General features: G+C 63.1%; 16 protein-coding genes. 10 read left to right on the top strand and 6 right to left on the bottom strand.

What is annotated here, in order from left to right; translation table 11 throughout:
- Window positions 1–16 precede the first annotated feature (16 nt).
- A complete protein-coding gene (locus tag ACK2VC_RS03455; RefSeq protein ID WP_486732199.1) occupies window positions 17–1,546 on the bottom strand; it encodes a leucyl aminopeptidase in 1,530 nt (509 codons plus the stop codon).
- Window positions 1,547–1,583: 37 nt separating this feature from the next.
- On the opposite strand from ACK2VC_RS03455, the gene lptF reads away from it, so the two are divergent.
- Genes lptF through ACK2VC_RS03440 form a run of 3 tightly spaced genes read left to right on the top strand, consistent with a single transcriptional unit; the run spans window position 1,584 to window position 4,230 of the window.
- Window positions 1,584–2,720, top strand: a complete 1,137-nt coding sequence (gene lptF, locus ACK2VC_RS03450) for an LPS export ABC transporter permease LptF (RefSeq protein ID WP_486732198.1) — start codon at window positions 1,584–1,586, stop codon at window positions 2,718–2,720.
- Entirely contained in the window at window positions 2,717–3,847 is a 1,131-nt protein-coding gene (gene lptG / locus ACK2VC_RS03445) for an LPS export ABC transporter permease LptG (RefSeq protein WP_486732197.1), read from the top strand. The genes lptF and lptG overlap by 4 nt, the downstream gene beginning before the upstream one ends.
- Window positions 3,847–4,230 (top strand): sirohydrochlorin chelatase, encoded by a 384-nt coding sequence (locus ACK2VC_RS03440; protein WP_486732196.1) that lies wholly within the window; start codon window positions 3,847–3,849, stop codon window positions 4,228–4,230. The genes lptG and ACK2VC_RS03440 overlap by 1 nt, the downstream gene beginning before the upstream one ends.
- Before the next feature lie 133 nt (window positions 4,231–4,363).
- Here ACK2VC_RS03440 and cobA read toward each other — a convergent pair whose 3' ends face one another.
- From cobA to ACK2VC_RS03415, 5 genes are read right to left on the bottom strand one after another with little or no spacing between them, the layout of a single operon-like run.
- On the bottom strand, window positions 4,364–5,140 hold the full coding sequence (gene cobA / locus ACK2VC_RS03435; protein WP_486732195.1) for a uroporphyrinogen-III C-methyltransferase: 777 nt from the start codon (window positions 5,138–5,140) through the stop codon (window positions 4,364–4,366).
- 27 nt (window positions 5,141–5,167) lie between these two features.
- Window positions 5,168–6,493, bottom strand: coding sequence for a sulfate adenylyltransferase subunit 1 (locus ACK2VC_RS03430; RefSeq protein ID WP_486733160.1), 1,326 nt, complete (start codon window positions 6,491–6,493; stop codon window positions 5,168–5,170).
- An 11-nt stretch (window positions 6,494–6,504) separates the two neighbouring features.
- The gene (cysD, locus tag ACK2VC_RS03425; protein WP_486732194.1) at window positions 6,505–7,458 is read right to left on the bottom strand and encodes a sulfate adenylyltransferase subunit CysD; all 954 of its coding nucleotides are present in this window, start codon (window positions 7,456–7,458) and stop codon (window positions 6,505–6,507) included.
- The gene (locus ACK2VC_RS03420) at window positions 7,455–8,228 is read right to left on the bottom strand and encodes a phosphoadenylyl-sulfate reductase (protein ID WP_486732193.1); all 774 of its coding nucleotides are present in this window, start codon (window positions 8,226–8,228) and stop codon (window positions 7,455–7,457) included. The genes cysD and ACK2VC_RS03420 overlap by 4 nt, the downstream gene beginning before the upstream one ends.
- A 22-nt stretch (window positions 8,229–8,250) precedes the next feature.
- The gene (locus ACK2VC_RS03415; protein WP_486732192.1) at window positions 8,251–9,024 is read right to left on the bottom strand and encodes a sulfite exporter TauE/SafE family protein; all 774 of its coding nucleotides are present in this window, start codon (window positions 9,022–9,024) and stop codon (window positions 8,251–8,253) included.
- 136 nt (window positions 9,025–9,160) lie between these two features.
- Between ACK2VC_RS03415 and ACK2VC_RS03410 the strand changes: the two genes are divergently transcribed.
- The 7 genes from ACK2VC_RS03410 to ACK2VC_RS03380 all read left to right on the top strand — a co-directional run bounded on the left by ACK2VC_RS03410 (window position 9,161) and on the right by ACK2VC_RS03380 (window position 15,166).
- The gene (locus tag ACK2VC_RS03410) at window positions 9,161–10,102 is read left to right on the top strand and encodes a CysB family HTH-type transcriptional regulator (RefSeq protein ID WP_486732191.1); all 942 of its coding nucleotides are present in this window, start codon (window positions 9,161–9,163) and stop codon (window positions 10,100–10,102) included.
- 206 nt (window positions 10,103–10,308) lie between these two features.
- Entirely contained in the window at window positions 10,309–10,851 is a 543-nt protein-coding gene (locus tag ACK2VC_RS03405) for a carboxymuconolactone decarboxylase family protein (RefSeq protein ID WP_486732190.1), read from the top strand.
- 86 nt (window positions 10,852–10,937) lie between these two features.
- Window positions 10,938–12,068, top strand: coding sequence for an acyl-CoA dehydrogenase family protein (locus tag ACK2VC_RS03400; RefSeq protein ID WP_486732189.1), 1,131 nt, complete (start codon window positions 10,938–10,940; stop codon window positions 12,066–12,068).
- Entirely contained in the window at window positions 12,068–12,253 is a 186-nt protein-coding gene (locus ACK2VC_RS03395) for a rubredoxin (RefSeq protein WP_486732188.1), read from the top strand. The genes ACK2VC_RS03400 and ACK2VC_RS03395 overlap by 1 nt, the downstream gene beginning before the upstream one ends.
- Window positions 12,254–12,274: 21 nt before the next feature.
- The gene (locus tag ACK2VC_RS03390; RefSeq protein WP_486732187.1) at window positions 12,275–13,096 is read left to right on the top strand and encodes an ABC transporter ATP-binding protein; all 822 of its coding nucleotides are present in this window, start codon (window positions 12,275–12,277) and stop codon (window positions 13,094–13,096) included.
- Window positions 13,097–13,131: 35 nt separating this feature from the next.
- Window positions 13,132–14,340, top strand: a complete 1,209-nt coding sequence (locus ACK2VC_RS03385; RefSeq protein ID WP_486732186.1) for an ABC transporter substrate-binding protein — start codon at window positions 13,132–13,134, stop codon at window positions 14,338–14,340.
- Between the two features lie 31 nt (window positions 14,341–14,371).
- A complete protein-coding gene (locus tag ACK2VC_RS03380) occupies window positions 14,372–15,166 on the top strand; it encodes an ABC transporter permease (RefSeq protein WP_486732184.1) in 795 nt (264 codons plus the stop codon).
- Window positions 15,167–15,186 lie beyond the last annotated feature (20 nt).

Below are 15,186 nucleotides of genomic sequence, written 5' to 3'. Positions count from 1 at the left end.
CCCGCCGGGTTGGGTGCTATTGTGTGGTCGAGGCGGCGCGGTTGATCAGGAACCGCGTCAGCAGCGCCACCGGGCGTCCGGTGGCGCCCTTGGCGGCACCGCTTTTCCAGGCGGTACCGGCAATGTCCAGATGTGCCCAGGTGTATTTGCGCGTGTAGCGCTCGAGGAAGCAGGCCGCCGTGATGCTGCCGGCCGGTGGGCCGCCGATGTTGGCCATGTCGGCGAAATTCGATTTCAACTGTTCCTGGTACGAGTCTTCGATCGGCATGCGCCAGGCGGTGTCGCCGCTGGCGCGGCCGGCGGCGAGCAGTTCTTCCGCCAGTTGGTCGTGCTTTTGATCGTGGCGCGTGAACAGGCCGGAATTATGGTGCCCGAGCGCGGTGATGCAGGCACCGGTCAGGGTCGCCAGGTCGATCACCACGGCCGGCTTGAAGCGCTCGACATAGGTCAGCGCATCGCACAGTACCAAACGCCCTTCGGCATCGGTGTTCAGGATCTCGATGGTCTGGCCCGACATCGAGGTGACGATATCGCCCGGCTTGGTGGCGCGCCCGGAAGGCAGGTTTTCGCTGCTGGGGATGACGCCGATCACATTCAGCTTCAGCTTCATTTCGGCCACCGCGCGCAGGGTGCCGAGCACCGAGGCCGCGCCGCACATGTCGTACTTCATCTCGTCCATGTTGGCGCCGGGTTTCAGCGAAATGCCGCCGGAATCGAAGGTGATCCCCTTGCCGACCAGTACCGTCGGCGCATCTTTTGCCTTGCCGCCCATATATTTGAGGACGATGAACTTGGGCGGTTCTTCGCTGCCGTGGGTGACCGACAGCAGGCTGCCCATCTTCAGCGCCTGCATCTGCTTGCGGTCCAGCACTTCGACGCCGAGCTTGAATTCCCTGGCGAGTTTCTTGGCGGTGTTGGCAAGATAAGTGGGGGTGCAGACATTGCCCGGTAGATTGCCGAGGTTCTTGGTCAGTTCGATCCCGTCGGCAATCGCCTCCGCTTGCAGCAGGGCGCTTCTGGCCGTGCCGGCGGTGGCCGAGGCGACTAGTAGGGCGAGCTTCTTGAGGCCGGGCGCGACCGCTTCCGGTTTGCTCTTCATCACATCGAAACGATATGCCTGTTCGCGCGCCGCCAGGATCACCTGGTTCACGGCCCAGCCGAGGTCGCGATCGACGACGGTATCGAATGGTAGCGCCAGGATGGCGTCGTTGGCGCCGAGCGTGGAAAAGACCCGCAGGGCGGCGCTCACCGCGCTCGAGAAATTCTTTTCGACGAGGGCATCGGCGCTGCCCAGGCCAAGCAGCAGTACGCGCTCGGCGGCGATGCCTTCAATATTGCGCAGCAGCAGCGTGGAGCCGGGTTTGCCGGACAAATCGCCCGATTTCAGCGCGGCGCTGATCGCGCTGTTCTGGCCGAACGCTTGCGTGATCGCCGGCATCGTCTTGTTTTCAAACACGCCGATCGCGATGCAACCGGTGCGCAGTGCGCCGATTGCGGTTTTCGCATCGAATCCCTTAGGGTCATAGCCCTTTATGCTAAAGTCCATTGCTTGCTCCTTGTCGACCTGCAATTATAATCTCCCGATGATTTTCCAGCGTGCCCTCCGCCGCGAACTGCTTAGCGCCGCCGGCGCGGTATTTACGACGCTTTTTACCATTACCATCACCGTGATGCTGATCAAGATCCTGGGCCAAGCGGCCGGGGGACAGGTGGCGTCGCAGGACGTGCTGGCGCTGATCGGCTTGCAGGCGCTCAACTATTTGCCGATCCTCCTGATCCTGACCGGCTTCATTTCGGTGCTGCTGGTGGTCACCCGCAGTTACCAGGACTCGGAAATGGTGGTGTGGTCCGCTTCCGGCCTGAGCCTGCTGCACTGGGTCGGTCCGGTGTTGCGTTTCGGCTTGCCGCTGCTGGCAATGACTGCGGTGCTTAGCTTTGCGCTGACGCCGTGGGCCAATCGGCAAAGCGCCGAATTCAAGGAGCGCTTTGAAAAGCGCGAGGACATTGCCCGCATCTCTCCGGGGAAATTCCAGGAATCCGGGGCCGCCGACCGCATCTTTTTTGTCGAGGCCTTGTCGGACGATGCGAGCAGGGTCAAGAACGTCTTCGTCAATACCGTCGAGAACGGCCGCACCAGCATCGTGGTGGCAAAGGAAGGGCGGATCGAAATCGACGCCAGGGGCGACAAGTTCGTGGTTCTGGACAAGGGCCGGCGCTACGATGGTGTTGCTGCCCAGCCGGATTTCAAGATCATGGAATTCGAGCGCTACGGCGTGCTGGTGACGCCGCACGGCGGCAAGCTGGTTGGCGACCAGTCGGCGCGTTCGCTGACGACCGCGGATCTGCTCAGGAATCCGAATGGCTTGAACCGCGGCGAGCTGCTATGGCGTCTGGCATTGCCGCTGATGGCCTTGTCGCTGATGCTGCTGGCGATTCCGCTCGGTTTCGTCAATCCGCGCGCCGGCCGCTCCGCCAATTTGCTGATCGCGCTGCTGCTGTTCGTCACCTACAGCAACATGGTCAGCGTCTTGCAGGCGTCGGTTGCGCAGCAGCGGCTGTCGTTTGCGCTGGCATGGTGGCCGCTGCACCTGCTGGCCCTGCTGATCGTCGCCGCATTGTTCTGGTGGCGTCTGGCGGTGAACAGCCGCTTTCATCCCTTGCGGCTGTGGTCGGCCGTCAAGCGCGCCATGCAGGCGAAACGCAGCGAGCAGCCCGTATGAAAATCCTGGAACGATATTTTGCGACCGAAATCCTGCGCTCGGTGCTGTTCGTGCTGGTGGCGTTCCTGGCGATCTTCGCCTTCTTCGATCTGATCGGCGAGCTGCAGTCGGTCGGGCGCGGCGGCTACCGCTTGCAGCACGCCTTCCTCTATGTGCTGATGGGCCTGCCCGGCTATGTCTACGAACTGATGCCGATCGCGGTCCTGATCGGCACCATCTATGTACTGGCGCAGATGGCGGCCAGCTCCGAATTCACCATCATGCGCGTGTCCAGCATGTCGACCCGGATGGCGGGCTGGATCCTGTTCAAGATCGGCATCCTGTTCGTATTGATCACGGTACTGTTCGGCGAATTGATTTCACCGGCGGTGAGCGGGCTGGCCGAGCGGCTGAAACTGCAGGCGGAAGGATTACCGGTATCGCAGGAATTCCGTTCCGGCTTGTGGACCAAGGATCTGATCCGCGAGCACGGCGTCAGCGGCGCGGTGATCGGTTCGCGCTTTTTTAACGCGCGGTCGATTCGCCCGGATGGCCAGTTGCAGGACTTGAAATCGTACGAATTCGATAGCGACTTTCATCTCGCCGCGATCATCTCCGCCAAAAGCGCCGAATACGAGGGCGAGAATGTCTGGTTGCTGTCGGACGTGGCGGAAACGCGCTTCGTCAGCGCGGCTCCGGGGCAACCGGTCACGTCGGTGACGACCACCCGCAGCGCCAGCCGGCAACTGGTTTCGGAAGTGACGCCGGATATCCTGTCTGTGCTGTTTGCCGATCCGGATCGCATGTCGGCCTGGGATCTGGCCGCGTATTCGCGCCATCTGGCGGAAAACAACCAGCGCAACGAACGCTATCAAATCGCCTTCTGGAAGAAGGTGGTGTATCCGTTTGCGGTATTCGTGATGCTGGCGCTGGCGCTGCCGTTTGCCTATCTGCACTTCCGCGCCGGCGGCGTCAGCCTGAAGATCTTTACCGGCATCATGATCGGCGTCAGCTTTCAACTGGTCAACAACCTGTTTTCCCACCTCGGTTTGCTCAACACCTGGCCGCCGCTGGCGACCGCGGCGGTACCCGGCTTGCTGTTCTTGTTGATGGCGATCATGGCCCTGTGGTGGGTCGAGCGGCATTGATGGAACCGGTCCAAAGCGGATTGATCCTGTTCGCGCACGGCGCGCGCGATCCCGCGTGGCGCACGCCATTCGAGGCGGTGCGGCAGATGGTGCAGGCGCAACGGGCAGCGACACCGGTGCGGCTGGCGTTCCTGGAACTGATGACCCCCGACCTCGCCACGGCGGTCGGGGAGCTGGTGCAGGATGGCTGCAGCGAGATCACGGTGGTGCCGTTGTTCCTCGGCCAGGGCGGCCATGTGCGGCGCGATTTGCCGGCCCTGATTGCGCAAGTGCAAGGCGATCACCCGCAACTGGCGCTGCGCGCGGTGCCGGCGGCGGGCGAAGATCCGGCGGTGCTGGCGGCCATCGCGCAATACTGCATCGGCGCGCTCGGCCGCCGGTAGGCCAGTTGTCGAATTCGGATTCAGGAGTATCGTGTAAAAGGGCAGGTTATATGCCCGTATTTGGCTTGCTATTGTGGCAGTATATGGATGAGTCGAGAGGCTGTCCGGAACTGCGGACTGCGCGGCCGGCGCGTCATGCCGCCTTGCTTGCGATGCATCCATCGTCACCAAGTGCGGTAACGCGCGTCGCCAGCGCCGCGCCGATCATCATTAGCACCGGCCCTTGCCATTGCAATTGACTGCGTTCCAGTTCGCGCAAGCGCATTCGCAGCACGCGCTGCTCGGGCCGGCTGCAGTTTTCCACCAGTACCACCGGCGTATCGGCGGCATGGCCGGCGGCCAGCAGCGCGCGCGCGCTGGCCGCCGCTTCCCGACCGCCCATGTATTGCACCAGCGTGTCGCAGTCGGGCAGCCGGGTTTCCGGCGGCTGATCGGGCGCGGCGCTCGATGTGAAAAAGGCGACGCTGCGAGCCACACCGCGTTGCGTCAGCGGCTGGCCGGTGGCGGCGGCGGCGGCCAGGGCTGCGGTAATGCCAGGCACCACTTCGACTTCGATGCCGGCCGCTTCCAGCGCCCGCAATTCTTCCTCGGCGCGGCCGAACAGCATCGGGTCGCCGCCTTTCAGGCGCACCACCAGCGCGTGTTTCCTGGCGTAATCGACCAGTTGCTTGTTGATGAAAGCCTGCGCGGTGGAGCGCTGGCCGCAGCGTTTGCCGACCGCGATTTTTTTCGCTTGCGGGCATAGCTCCAGCATTTCCTCGCTGACCAGGGCGTCGTGCAGCACGACCTCGGCCTGCGCCAGCAGGCGCGCGCCACGTACGGTAATCAGGTCGGCGGCGCCGGGACCGGCGCCGATCAGGTAGACCTTGCCGGGAGCGGGCGGATGGCGGGCGGCTGGCAGATGAAGCATGCGGATTCCTGTGGCGGTGGGACCGATTCAGGGCAGCCGGATCATGCCGGCGGCGACGGTCTGGTGGCTGGCCTGGTCGATCAGGATGAAGGCGCCGGTGGCGCGAATCTGCTGGTAGGCGTCGGCGGCAATCGCCTGCTGCAGCCGGATCGACACGCGGGCGATGTCGTTCAGCCGCAGCTCGCTGGCCGGGCGCCGCTGCTGAGTATTGATATCCAGCAGCGATTCGATTGCGGTGACCTGCGCCGCGACTTGCTGCGTGGTGTGCTTCAGCCAGTATTTGCGGCGCAGATCGAGCGGTTCCTCGGACAGCCAGCAGAGGTCGGCGTCGACGGTTTTCAGCAGCGCCGGCGGCTGTTCGGCCGAAGCCAGCATGTCGCCGCGCGAAATGTCCAGCTCCTCGGCCAGCAGCAGCGTGACCGACTGGCCGGCGCGGGCCGAGCCGAGCGTACCTTCCAGCGTGCGGATTTCGCGTACCGTGGCGGCTTGGCCGCCGGGCTGGGTCAGCAGGCGGTCGCCCGGGCGCACGGTGCCGGCTTCGATGCGCCCCATGTAGCCGCGAAAGCCGGTGCTTTCGTGGCCGTTGTGGCGCGCCACCAGTTGCACCGGGAAGCGCAGCGGCGCCCGATCCAGCGCATCGCCGACGGCCAGCGATTCCAGCAGCTCGATCAGAGTCGGGCCCTGGTACCACGGCATCCGGCTGCTGGCTTCCACCACGTTGTCGCCGGCCAGCGCCGACAGCGGAATTGTCCGCACATCGTCCAGGCCGAGCTGGCGCGCGAACTCCTGGTAGGCGGCGACGATGCGCGCATACACGCTTTGATCGTAATCGACCAGATCCATCTTGTTGACGGCCACCACCACGTGCGCGATTTTCAGCAACTGGGCGATGGTCGAGTGGCGCTTGGTCTGGGTCAGCAGTTCGACGCTGCCATCCGCCCCCAGCTTGACTTTCGAGACGTCGATCAGGATTACGACGGCGTCGGCGGTGGAGGCGCCGGTCACCATGTTACGCGTGTACTGCTCGTGGCCGGGCGTGTCGGCGATGATGAACTTGCGTTTCGGCGTGGCGAAATAGCGATAGGCGACGTCGATCGTGATGCCTTGTTCGCGTTCGGCTTCCAGGCCGTCGGTCAACAGCGACAGGTCGATCGTGTCGCCAACCGTGCGCTTGTGCCTGGAACGCCCGATAGCATCCAGTTGATCGGCGAAGATGCCTTTGCTGTCATACAGCAGGCGGCCGATCAGCGTGCTCTTGCCGTCGTCGACCGAACCGGCGGTGATGAAGCGCAGCAAGCCTGAGCTGTTTTCGCCGGCGGCCGGACCGACCTGTTCTGTCTGCGTTTTCAACATGGCGGCGGCCATCAGAAATACCCTTCCTTCTTGCGTTTTTCCATCGATGCTTCGGAGGTCTGGTCGTCGGCGCGGGTGGCGCCGCGCTCGGTGATTTGCGTCTGCGCGGTTTCGGCGATGATGGCCTCCACCGTGGCGGCCTCGGAGGCGACCGGGCAGGTGCAGGAAATGTCGCCGACCGTGCGGAAACGCACCGTTCGCGTTTCCACCGTCTCGCCGTCGCGCGCCGGCGTCAGGCACGTTACCGGCACCAGCATGCCGCGCCGTGGGATCACCTGGCGCCGATGGGCGAAATAGATCGACGGCAGCGCCAGTTTTTCACGTCCGATGTATTGCCAGATGTCCAGCTCGGTCCAGTTCGAGATCGGAAATACCCGCATGTTTTCGCCCGGATGCACGTGGGTGTTGTACAAGTCCCAGAGTTCAGGCCGCTGCGCCTTCGGGTTCCATTGGCCGAATTCGTCGCGGAAGGAAAAAATCCGCTCCTTGGCGCGCGCCTTTTCCTCGTCGCGGCGGGCGCCGCCAATGCAGGCGTCAAACTGGTGTTCGGCGATGGTTTCCAGCAGCGTCACCGCTTGCGCCGCATTGCGCGAATCGGTTTGCGGCTGGCGCAGGCGCACGCTGCCGCGCCGGATCGACTCCTCGACCGAGCCGACGATCAATTGTTCGCCCAGTTCGGCCACGCGGCGGTCGCGGAAGGCGATCACTTCGTCGAAGTTGTGGCCGGTGTCGATGTGCACCAGCGGAAACGGGAAGCGGCCTGGGCGAAACGCCTTTTCAGCCAGCCGCAGCAAGACCACCGAGTCCTTGCCGCCCGAAAACAGCAGCGCCGGCTTGCTGCATTCGGCCGCGACTTCGCGCAGGATGTGGATCGCTTCCGATTCCAGCCATTGCAAGTGGCGGTCATTCAGCAGCTGTATGTCGCTGGCCGGCTCTTCAAATATTCGTTCGACGACGGTATTCATACGGTTCTCGGCTTCGGGTGATGACCGGCCGGGTCCGGCTCGGTCGCTTGCTTGATTCGGACCAGCTTGCCGTCCACCACGTGCAAGCCGCATTCTTTCGATTCCGGCGTTTCCCACCACCAGCGGCCGGCGCGCAGGTCTTCGCCGGGGGCTACCGGGCGCGTGCAGGGGGCGCAGCCGATCGAGCGGTAGCCCTGATCGTGCAACGGGTTGTAGGGCACATGGTGGGCATGGATGTAATCCCAGACGTTCTGTTCCGACCAATCGGCCAGCGGGTTGAACTTCGCCATGCCGTGGGCGGCGTCATGCTCCTCGATCGCCAGCGTGCTGCGCGTCACTGACTGGCTGCGGCGCTGGCCGGTGAGCCATGCGCGCCGGCCAGCCAGCGCGCGCTGCAACGGTTCCACCTTGCGGATGCGGCAGCACTCGTGGCGTAGCTCGACGCTGTCGTAGAAGGCGTTTTCGCCGTGCCGCGCCACATAGTCCCGCACTGCTGCCGCTGCCGGTTTCCAGGCAGTGATCTGGTAACCGTAGATATCCTTGACGCGCGCCAGCATGTCCAGGGTTTCGGCATGCAAGCGTCCGGTATCGAGTGTGAAAATGCTGATCGGCAGAGCCTCGCGCAAGATCAGGTCGGTCAGCACCATGTCTTCCGCCGCCAGGCTCGAAGCCAGCGCTGCAGGCGAAAAATCGGATGCGATGCGCGCCAGCGTGGCCTTGGTCGCGGCAACCAGGTGGTCTAGTTGCAAATATTGGCTGTCATGATGCATGGGTGCCTCGAATCGGATCGAATCAGTAAGCCAGCTTGATGGCGACCCCGGTCAGCATGGTCGCCAGCAGGCCGCGCAGGAATTTTTCGGGAATCGAGCGCGCCGCCAGCGAACCGAGGGTAATGCCGGGGATCGAACCCAGTAGTAGCGTCGCCAACAACTGCCAGTCGATCGAACCGAGCCACCAGTGGCCGAGCGCGGCAACCGCGGTCAGCGGCACCGCATAGGCGATGTCGGTGCCGACGATTTCCGCCGCCGACAGGCGCGGGTAGAGCAGTACCAGCAAGGTGGCGCCGATGGCGCCGGCGCCAATCGACGAAATCGTCACCAGCGCGCCCAGCAAGGCGCCGGTCAGGACGGTGAGCAGCGCCAGCCGCCGGCCTTGCAGGTGTCTTTCCGGATGGGCGTCCAGCCAGTTCAGCATGCGCCCCTTGAACAGCAGCGCGATCACCGTCAGCGAGACCGATACCGCGATCGAATAGCGGATGAAGCGGCTGATTTCCGGCGTCAGCGCACCAAAGTGGTTCAGTCCCAGAGCGGCCAGCACGGCTGCGGGCAGCGCGCCGAGCGACAGGCGGCGGACGATTTGCCAGTTGACGGTGCCGGAGAAGCGATGCACGAAGGTGCCGGAAACCTTGGTGATCGATGCGAAGGCCAGATCGGTGCCGACCGCAGCGGAAGGCGAAATGCCGAACAGCAGCGTCAACAGCGGCGTCATCAGCGACCCGCCGCCGACGCCGGTCAGCCCGACCAGCAGGCCAACCGTAAATCCGCATGCGACGAAAGAAAGAGTCATATTGCCCCTTACAAAGTAGGGAAATCGTAATAAACTCCCCCTTTATTCCAAAGTACATAGTATTTATTTGCTTATATGTGCATTTCGCATAGCTGAATCGCAAGTACGCGTTCGCTATCGTCATTCAGGGACTGCAATGAATCTTCATCAGTTGCGCTTCGTACGCGAAGCCGTGCGCCAGAATTTCAACCTGACCGAGGCCGCCAAGGCGCTGTTCACGTCGCAACCTGGGGTGTCGAAAGCCATCATCGAGCTGGAGGAAGAACTGGGCGTGGACATTTTCCTGCGCCACGGCAAGCGGATTCGCGGGCTGACCGAGCCGGGGCGGGCGGTTCTGCAGTCGGTGGAACTGGTGCTGCAGGAAATTGACAGCCTGAAGCGGATCGGCGAGGAATTCGCGGCGCATGACAGCGGCAGCTTCACGATTGCCACCACGCACACCCAGGCGCGCTATGCGTTGCCGAAAGTGGTGCAGGCGTTCGCCCTGAAATTCCCGAAGGTGCGCTTGTCGTTGCTGCAGGGCAGTCCGCGCCAAGTGGCCGACATGGTGCATAGCGGTCAGGCTGACCTCGGAATTGCGACCGAGTCGATCGCCGCCATCGAGGGCCTGATTACCTTGCCCTCGTACCAGTGGGAGCACGTGGTCGTGGTGCCGCCCGAGCACCCGCTGCTGAAGTCAAAGGCATTGACGCTGGAAGAGATTGCCGGTTATCCGCTAATTACCTACGACAGCGCGTTTGCCGGACGCAGCAAGCTGGACCACGCATTTTCGTTGCGCGAACTGAAGCCGGACATCCTGCTGGAAGCAATCGACGCCGACGTCATCAAGACCTACGTCGAGCTGGGCATGGGGGTCGGCATCATCGCCGGCATGGCGTTTGACGCCGAGCGCGACAGCGCGCTGCGCGCGATTGCGGTCGGCCATCTGTTCGGCACCAACGTCTCGCGCATCGCGCTGAAGAAAGGCGCCTATCTGCGCAGCTATGTGTACACCTTCATTGAACTGCTGACGCCGACCATGAACCGCAAGCTGATCGAGCAGGTGATGGCCGGCGAGAAGGAAATGTACGAACTATGAGACGGCCTGCCGTGACAGCCGGGTAAAAAAATCGCTGTTAAAAAAGGAGGAGAGGACGATGGCATGACGGTTGTTCCTAAGTAAGGGTGGATGCGGGATGGTTTCAAATTCGAAAAACGCATAACGAAATAACTTTATATTCGTTTTTTGTTGGAATGATTCTCAATAGAATCCATGGCATCTCAACCACCTCAAAGATTGCCATCATGAGCCGCCTTGCCATCCAAACCATCGATTCCGCACCTGCCGAAGCCAAAGAACGCCTGCTGGTGGCGCAAAAGAACAATGGCTTCCTGCCGAATCTGCTGGGTGTGCTGGCGAATGCTCCGACTGCGCTGGAAACCTATCAGGTGGTCGGCGCCATCAATGCCCGTACCGGTTTATCGGCGGCCGAACGGGAAGTGATCCAGATCACTGCCGCCGTGCGCAACGGCTGCGGCTTTTGTGTCGCCGGCCACACCGCTGTCGCACGCAAGAAAGTCGCGATGCCGGAAGACCTGATTGCAGCCCTGCGCGGCACCCAGGCGTTGAGCGATCCGAAACTGAATGCGCTGGCGCAATTCACGCTGGCCGTGATCGACCAGAAAGGCCAGGTAGCCGATGCCACGCTGGGCGACTTCCTGGCTGCCGGCTACAGCCAGGCGAATGCGCTGGAAGTGGTGCTCGGCGTCAGCCTCGCCACTCTGTGCAACTACGCCAACAACTTGGCGCAAACCCCGATCAATCCCGAGTTGCAGGCATTTGCCTGAGCGGCACAGTCCCTCGTTCGGTTCCGCGGCGCCGTCGAGCGCCGCTGTCGCTATCCCCATTGAATTGTCTGAAAAGGAGTTGCTTCATGAGCCAGTCCGAACCCGCGGCCGCATTGCTGGAGGCGGTGGCAGCCCAGGTGCAAGCCGAGTTGGCGCCGCTGGTGACTGCGATCGACCGGGAAGGCGAGTTTCCAGCCGACTATCTACGCAAGCTGGGCGCGCTGGGTGGATTCGGCGCCAGCGTGCCGCGCGCCGCGGGCGGCCTCGGGCTTAGCCTGGCGCAGCAGATCGAAGTCACGGCCGAGGTGGGCGGCGAGTGCGGCGCGACCGCGTTCCTGGTCTGGTGCCAATCCAGTTGTGCCTGGTATTTGCAGCACGCGCCGAACCCGGCGGTGCGCGAGCGCTACCTGCGGAAAGTAGCCGGTGGCGCCCTGTTTGCAGGCACCGGCATGTCGAATGCGGTCAAGCATCTGGCCGGGCTGGAGAAAATCCAGTTGCAGGCGAGCCGCGATGGCGACGACTACATCGTCAGTGGCAACCTGCCGTGGGTATCGAATGTCGGCGTGGATCATTTGGCGATCGTCGCGGCCGCGGTTGAAAACGGCGGTTACGTGATGTTCGCGATCAAGGGCGACGCCCCCGGCCTGCAATTGCACTCCTGCCCCGAATTTTCCGGGTTGGAAGGCACGCGCACTCTGAACCTGCGTTTTAAGGAGGCGCGCATTGCCGCCGACCACGTACTGGCGCATCCGCATCAGTTTGCGTCGTATCTGGCACGGATCAAGGCCGGGTTCGTGCTCGGCCAGACCGGAATGGGTTTCGGTGTGATTCAGGGTTCCCTGAAAACCATCCGCGAAAGCAACGTCACGCACGCTGCGGTCAACGCCTTCCTGGATGACCAGGGTGCTGAGTTGGCAGTGGAGCTGGCCGGGTTGAAGGCGCAAGCGGCAGCGCTGGCGCACCAGGCGCAAAACGGCGATGCGCCGATCCTGGAGGCCTTGAAAGTGCGCGCGCGCACGTCCGAGCTGACCCTGAAAGCCGCACATTCCGCCGTGCTGCATGCCGGTGCCAAGGGTTATCTGATGCGCCATCCGGCGCAGCGGCGCCTGCGCGAAGCTGTGTTCGTCTCCATTGTTACGCCGGCATTGAAGCACTTGCGCAAGGAGATTCACGACCTCGAGCAGGCCGCATTGCGGCCGGCGGCGGAGGCGGCGTAATGACCCAGATAGCGGCCAAGGCGGTGCAATGGATGTGCGGTCCGTGCGGTTTCATCTATGACGAAGCGGTCGGCATACCGGAGGACGGCATTCCGCCCGGCACGCCGTTTGCCGACATCCCGGACGATTGGGAATGTCCCGATTGCGGCGTCGGCAAGACGGATTTTTTTCTGCTTCCGGACTGAGGGCCACATGAAGGGAAACGCATGACCCGCGCAACCGGATCAGAACGGCCAATTGTCTTGAATGCGCAGCAGATCGAGCTCAGCTATGGCCGCGCCAACCAGCCGGCCAATACCGTACTGCGCGATTTTTCGCTGCAACTGGCAGCCGGCGAAGTGGTGGCAGTGCTCGGCCCGAGCGGCGTCGGCAAGTCCTCGCTGCTGCGGGTGCTGGCCGGGCTGCAGGCGCCTGACAAGGGTACCGTGCATGTGCATGGCGAACGCTTGCAGGGGCCGCATCCGCGTCTGGGTTTCGTGTTCCAGGATCCGTGCCTGCTGCCGTGGCTGACACTGGAGGAGAACGTCGGTTTCGGCCTTGACTTCAAGCATCAGCCGCAGATCAGCATCGCCGAAAAAAAGGAGCGAGTGCGCTCGGCGATCGCCGAAGTCGACCTGCAGCGCGCGGCGGCGCGCTATCCGGCCGAACTCTCGGGTGGCATGGCGCAGCGCACCGCATTGGCGCGCAGCTTGGCGCGGCAGCCGGAAATCCTGTTGCTGGACGAGCCGTTTTCCGCGCTTGATGAAATCACCCGCAGCGAGATGCAATCCCTGCTGCAGCAGATCACCTCGCGCCATCAAACTTCGGCGGTTCTGGTCACGCACGATATCGACGAAGCGCTGATCCTGGCCGATCGCATCCTGCTGATCGGCCTGTATCCGGGCCGCCTGATCGGCGAGTGGCATATCGACCTGCCGCATCCGCGCGACGAGGTTGCGGCCGAACTGACCGAGGTACGAGTCGAAATCGTGCAGGCATTGCGCGATGCCCGGCGCGCGATTCCCAACCCACACCATGTGCATGCCTGAGGCAGGCTTTAGAAAACGACAAGGAAAACCGATTCATGAAAACCAAACCCGCACCCGACAACCTGGTCGCCGCAGGGCGCCGCGAATTCCTGAAACGCTCGACGGCAGTCGGCGCGATGGGTGCGCTGCCTCTGTTGCAGAGCGCCAGCCAGGCGTTGGCGGCCGAGCAGAACGAGCCGGTCAAGATCGGCTACCTGCCGATCACCGACGCTGCGCCGCTGCTGGTCGCGCATGGCAACAAGATTTTTGAAGCGCAAGGCCTGCAGGTCGAGAAGCCGCGCCTGTTCCGCAGTTGGGCGCAGATCATCGAGGCGTTCCTGGCCGGTCAGGTGAATGTGGTGCATCTGCTGATGCCGATGACGATCTGGGCACGCTACGGCAGCAAGGCGCGCGCCAAGGTGGTGGCATGGAATCACATGGAAGGCTCGAGCCTGACGGTGCTGCCGGAAATCAACAGCCTGGCCGACCTGGGCGGCAAGACGGTGGCGATTCCGTTCTGGTACTCGATCCATAACGTGGTGCTGCAGCACCTGCTGCGCGGCCAGGGCCTGGAAGCGATCAGCGAAGGCACCCCGGGTCCGAAGCAGGTCAAGCTGGTGGTGATGTCGCCCGGCGACATGCTGCCGGCGCTGGGCACCAAGCAGATTGCCGGCTATACCGTGGCCGAGCCGTTCAATGCGCTGGCTGAAACACTGAAGGTCGGCAAGATCTGGCGCTTCACCGGCGATGTCTGGAAGGATCACGCCTGCTGCGTGGTGTTCATGCACGAGCGCGACCTTGAGCAGCGCCCGGAGTGGTCGCAGAAAGTGGTCAACAGCATCGTCCAGGCGGAAGCCTGGATCCGCGATCACCGCGACCAGGCCGCGCACCTGCTGGCGAAGGACAATCCGGCACAGTACACGCCGCATGCCTACGACACGCTGGCGCAAGTGCTGGCGCCGCACGAGGAGTTGACGCCCAAGTACAGGGCATCGGGTGCCGTACGCAATACCGACTGGAACGAAAAGCGGATCGATTTCCAGCCGTATCCGTTCCCCAGCTACACCGAAGAACTGGTGAAGATGCTGAAGCAAACCACCGTCCTCGGCCGCAACGATTTCCTGCAGGCGCTCGACCCCGCCTTCGTGGCGCGCGATCTGGTGGACGACCGCTTCGTCAAGAAAGCGATTGCCGATGTCGGTGGCCTGAAGGCGTTCGGCTTGCCGAATTCGTTCACGCGGCGCGAAACGATTGCGCCGAAATAAGGCGATGCGGCCATTGCACCAGGAGCAGATCATGGAAACGATACTCAAACTGTCCCGCCACTCCCCGCGCAGCGCACAACTGCTCCTGAGCCTCGGCGGGCTGGCGACGCTGGTCCTGCTGTGGGGCCTCTCGACGCAGTGGCTGCAACACAGCATCTCGCTGGCCCAGTTGTTGAGCCCGAAAGAAACTTTCGACAGCCTGGTTCAATTGCTGGCGCAGAATCAGTTGACCATGCACACGCTGACCAGCATGAAGCGGGTGCTGGTCGGCCTCGCGTTGGCCCTGGTATTGGGAATTCCGATCGGGCTCGCGGTCGGCACTTCGCGCATGCTGGAAAACAGCACCAACAGCGCATTCCAGTTCCTGCGCATGATCTCGCCGCTGTCGTGGATGCCGATCGCGGTGATGGTGTTCGGCATCGGCGATGCGCCGATCTACTTCCTGCTGAGCTTCGCCGCCGTCTGGCCGATCATCCTCAACACCGCCGCCGGCGTGCGCCAGCTCGATCCGAAGTGGCTGATGCTGGCCAAGAGCCTATCCGCCACGCGGCGCGAAGTGCTGTTCAAGATCGTCATGCCCGGCATCCTCGGCAATATCCTGACCGGCTTGCGGCTGGCGATCGGCATCGTCTGGATCGTGCTGGTGCCGTGCGAAATGCTGGGCGTCAGTTCCGGTCTCGGCTACTTCATCCTGGATACCCGCGACCGGCTGGCGTATTCGGAATTGATGGCGGTGATCGTGCTGATTGGCGCGCTCGGCTTCCTGCTGGACGGTCTGGCGCAAAAACTGTATCGGCGCTGGACTCACAGCACGCAAGGCAATTGAGCGCGATTCCGTCCGCAGCG

Source organism: Herbaspirillum sp. WTB6 (assembly GCF_057457785.1).
Note: the sequence above shows the minus strand (reverse complement) of the source record. Positions and strands in the feature narration are given on the sequence as shown.

What these genes read in the sequence shown, in the direction of transcription:
- ACK2VC_RS03380 (WP_486732184.1), top strand. Translation starts at nt 14,372, where the DNA reads ATGGAAACGATACTCAAACTGTCCCGCCACTCCCCGCGCAGCGCACAA.
- ACK2VC_RS03405 (WP_486732190.1), top strand. Translation starts at nt 10,309, where the DNA reads ATGAGCCGCCTTGCCATCCAAACCATCGATTCCGCACCTGCCGAAGCC.
- ACK2VC_RS03455 (WP_486732199.1), bottom strand. Translation starts at nt 1,546, where the DNA reads ATGGACTTTAGCATAAAGGGCTATGACCCTAAGGGATTCGATGCGAAA.
- ACK2VC_RS03410 (WP_486732191.1), top strand. Translation starts at nt 9,161, where the DNA reads ATGAATCTTCATCAGTTGCGCTTCGTACGCGAAGCCGTGCGCCAGAAT.
- cobA (WP_486732195.1), bottom strand. Translation starts at nt 5,140, where the DNA reads ATGCTTCATCTGCCAGCCGCCCGCCATCCGCCCGCTCCCGGCAAGGTC.
- ACK2VC_RS03420 (WP_486732193.1), bottom strand. Translation starts at nt 8,228, where the DNA reads ATGCATCATGACAGCCAATATTTGCAACTAGACCACCTGGTTGCCGCG.
- cysD (WP_486732194.1), bottom strand. Translation starts at nt 7,458, where the DNA reads ATGAATACCGTCGTCGAACGAATATTTGAAGAGCCGGCCAGCGACATA.
- ACK2VC_RS03385 (WP_486732186.1), top strand. Translation starts at nt 13,132, where the DNA reads ATGAAAACCAAACCCGCACCCGACAACCTGGTCGCCGCAGGGCGCCGC.
- lptF (WP_486732198.1), top strand. Translation starts at nt 1,584, where the DNA reads ATGATTTTCCAGCGTGCCCTCCGCCGCGAACTGCTTAGCGCCGCCGGC.
- lptG (WP_486732197.1), top strand. Translation starts at nt 2,717, where the DNA reads ATGAAAATCCTGGAACGATATTTTGCGACCGAAATCCTGCGCTCGGTG.
- ACK2VC_RS03430 (WP_486733160.1), bottom strand. Translation starts at nt 6,493, where the DNA reads ATGTTGAAAACGCAGACAGAACAGGTCGGTCCGGCCGCCGGCGAAAAC.
- ACK2VC_RS03415 (WP_486732192.1), bottom strand. Translation starts at nt 9,024, where the DNA reads ATGACTCTTTCTTTCGTCGCATGCGGATTTACGGTTGGCCTGCTGGTC.
- ACK2VC_RS03440 (WP_486732196.1), top strand. Translation starts at nt 3,847, where the DNA reads ATGGAACCGGTCCAAAGCGGATTGATCCTGTTCGCGCACGGCGCGCGC.
- ACK2VC_RS03390 (WP_486732187.1), top strand. Translation starts at nt 12,275, where the DNA reads ATGACCCGCGCAACCGGATCAGAACGGCCAATTGTCTTGAATGCGCAG.
- ACK2VC_RS03400 (WP_486732189.1), top strand. Translation starts at nt 10,938, where the DNA reads ATGAGCCAGTCCGAACCCGCGGCCGCATTGCTGGAGGCGGTGGCAGCC.
- ACK2VC_RS03395 (WP_486732188.1), top strand. Translation starts at nt 12,068, where the DNA reads ATGACCCAGATAGCGGCCAAGGCGGTGCAATGGATGTGCGGTCCGTGC.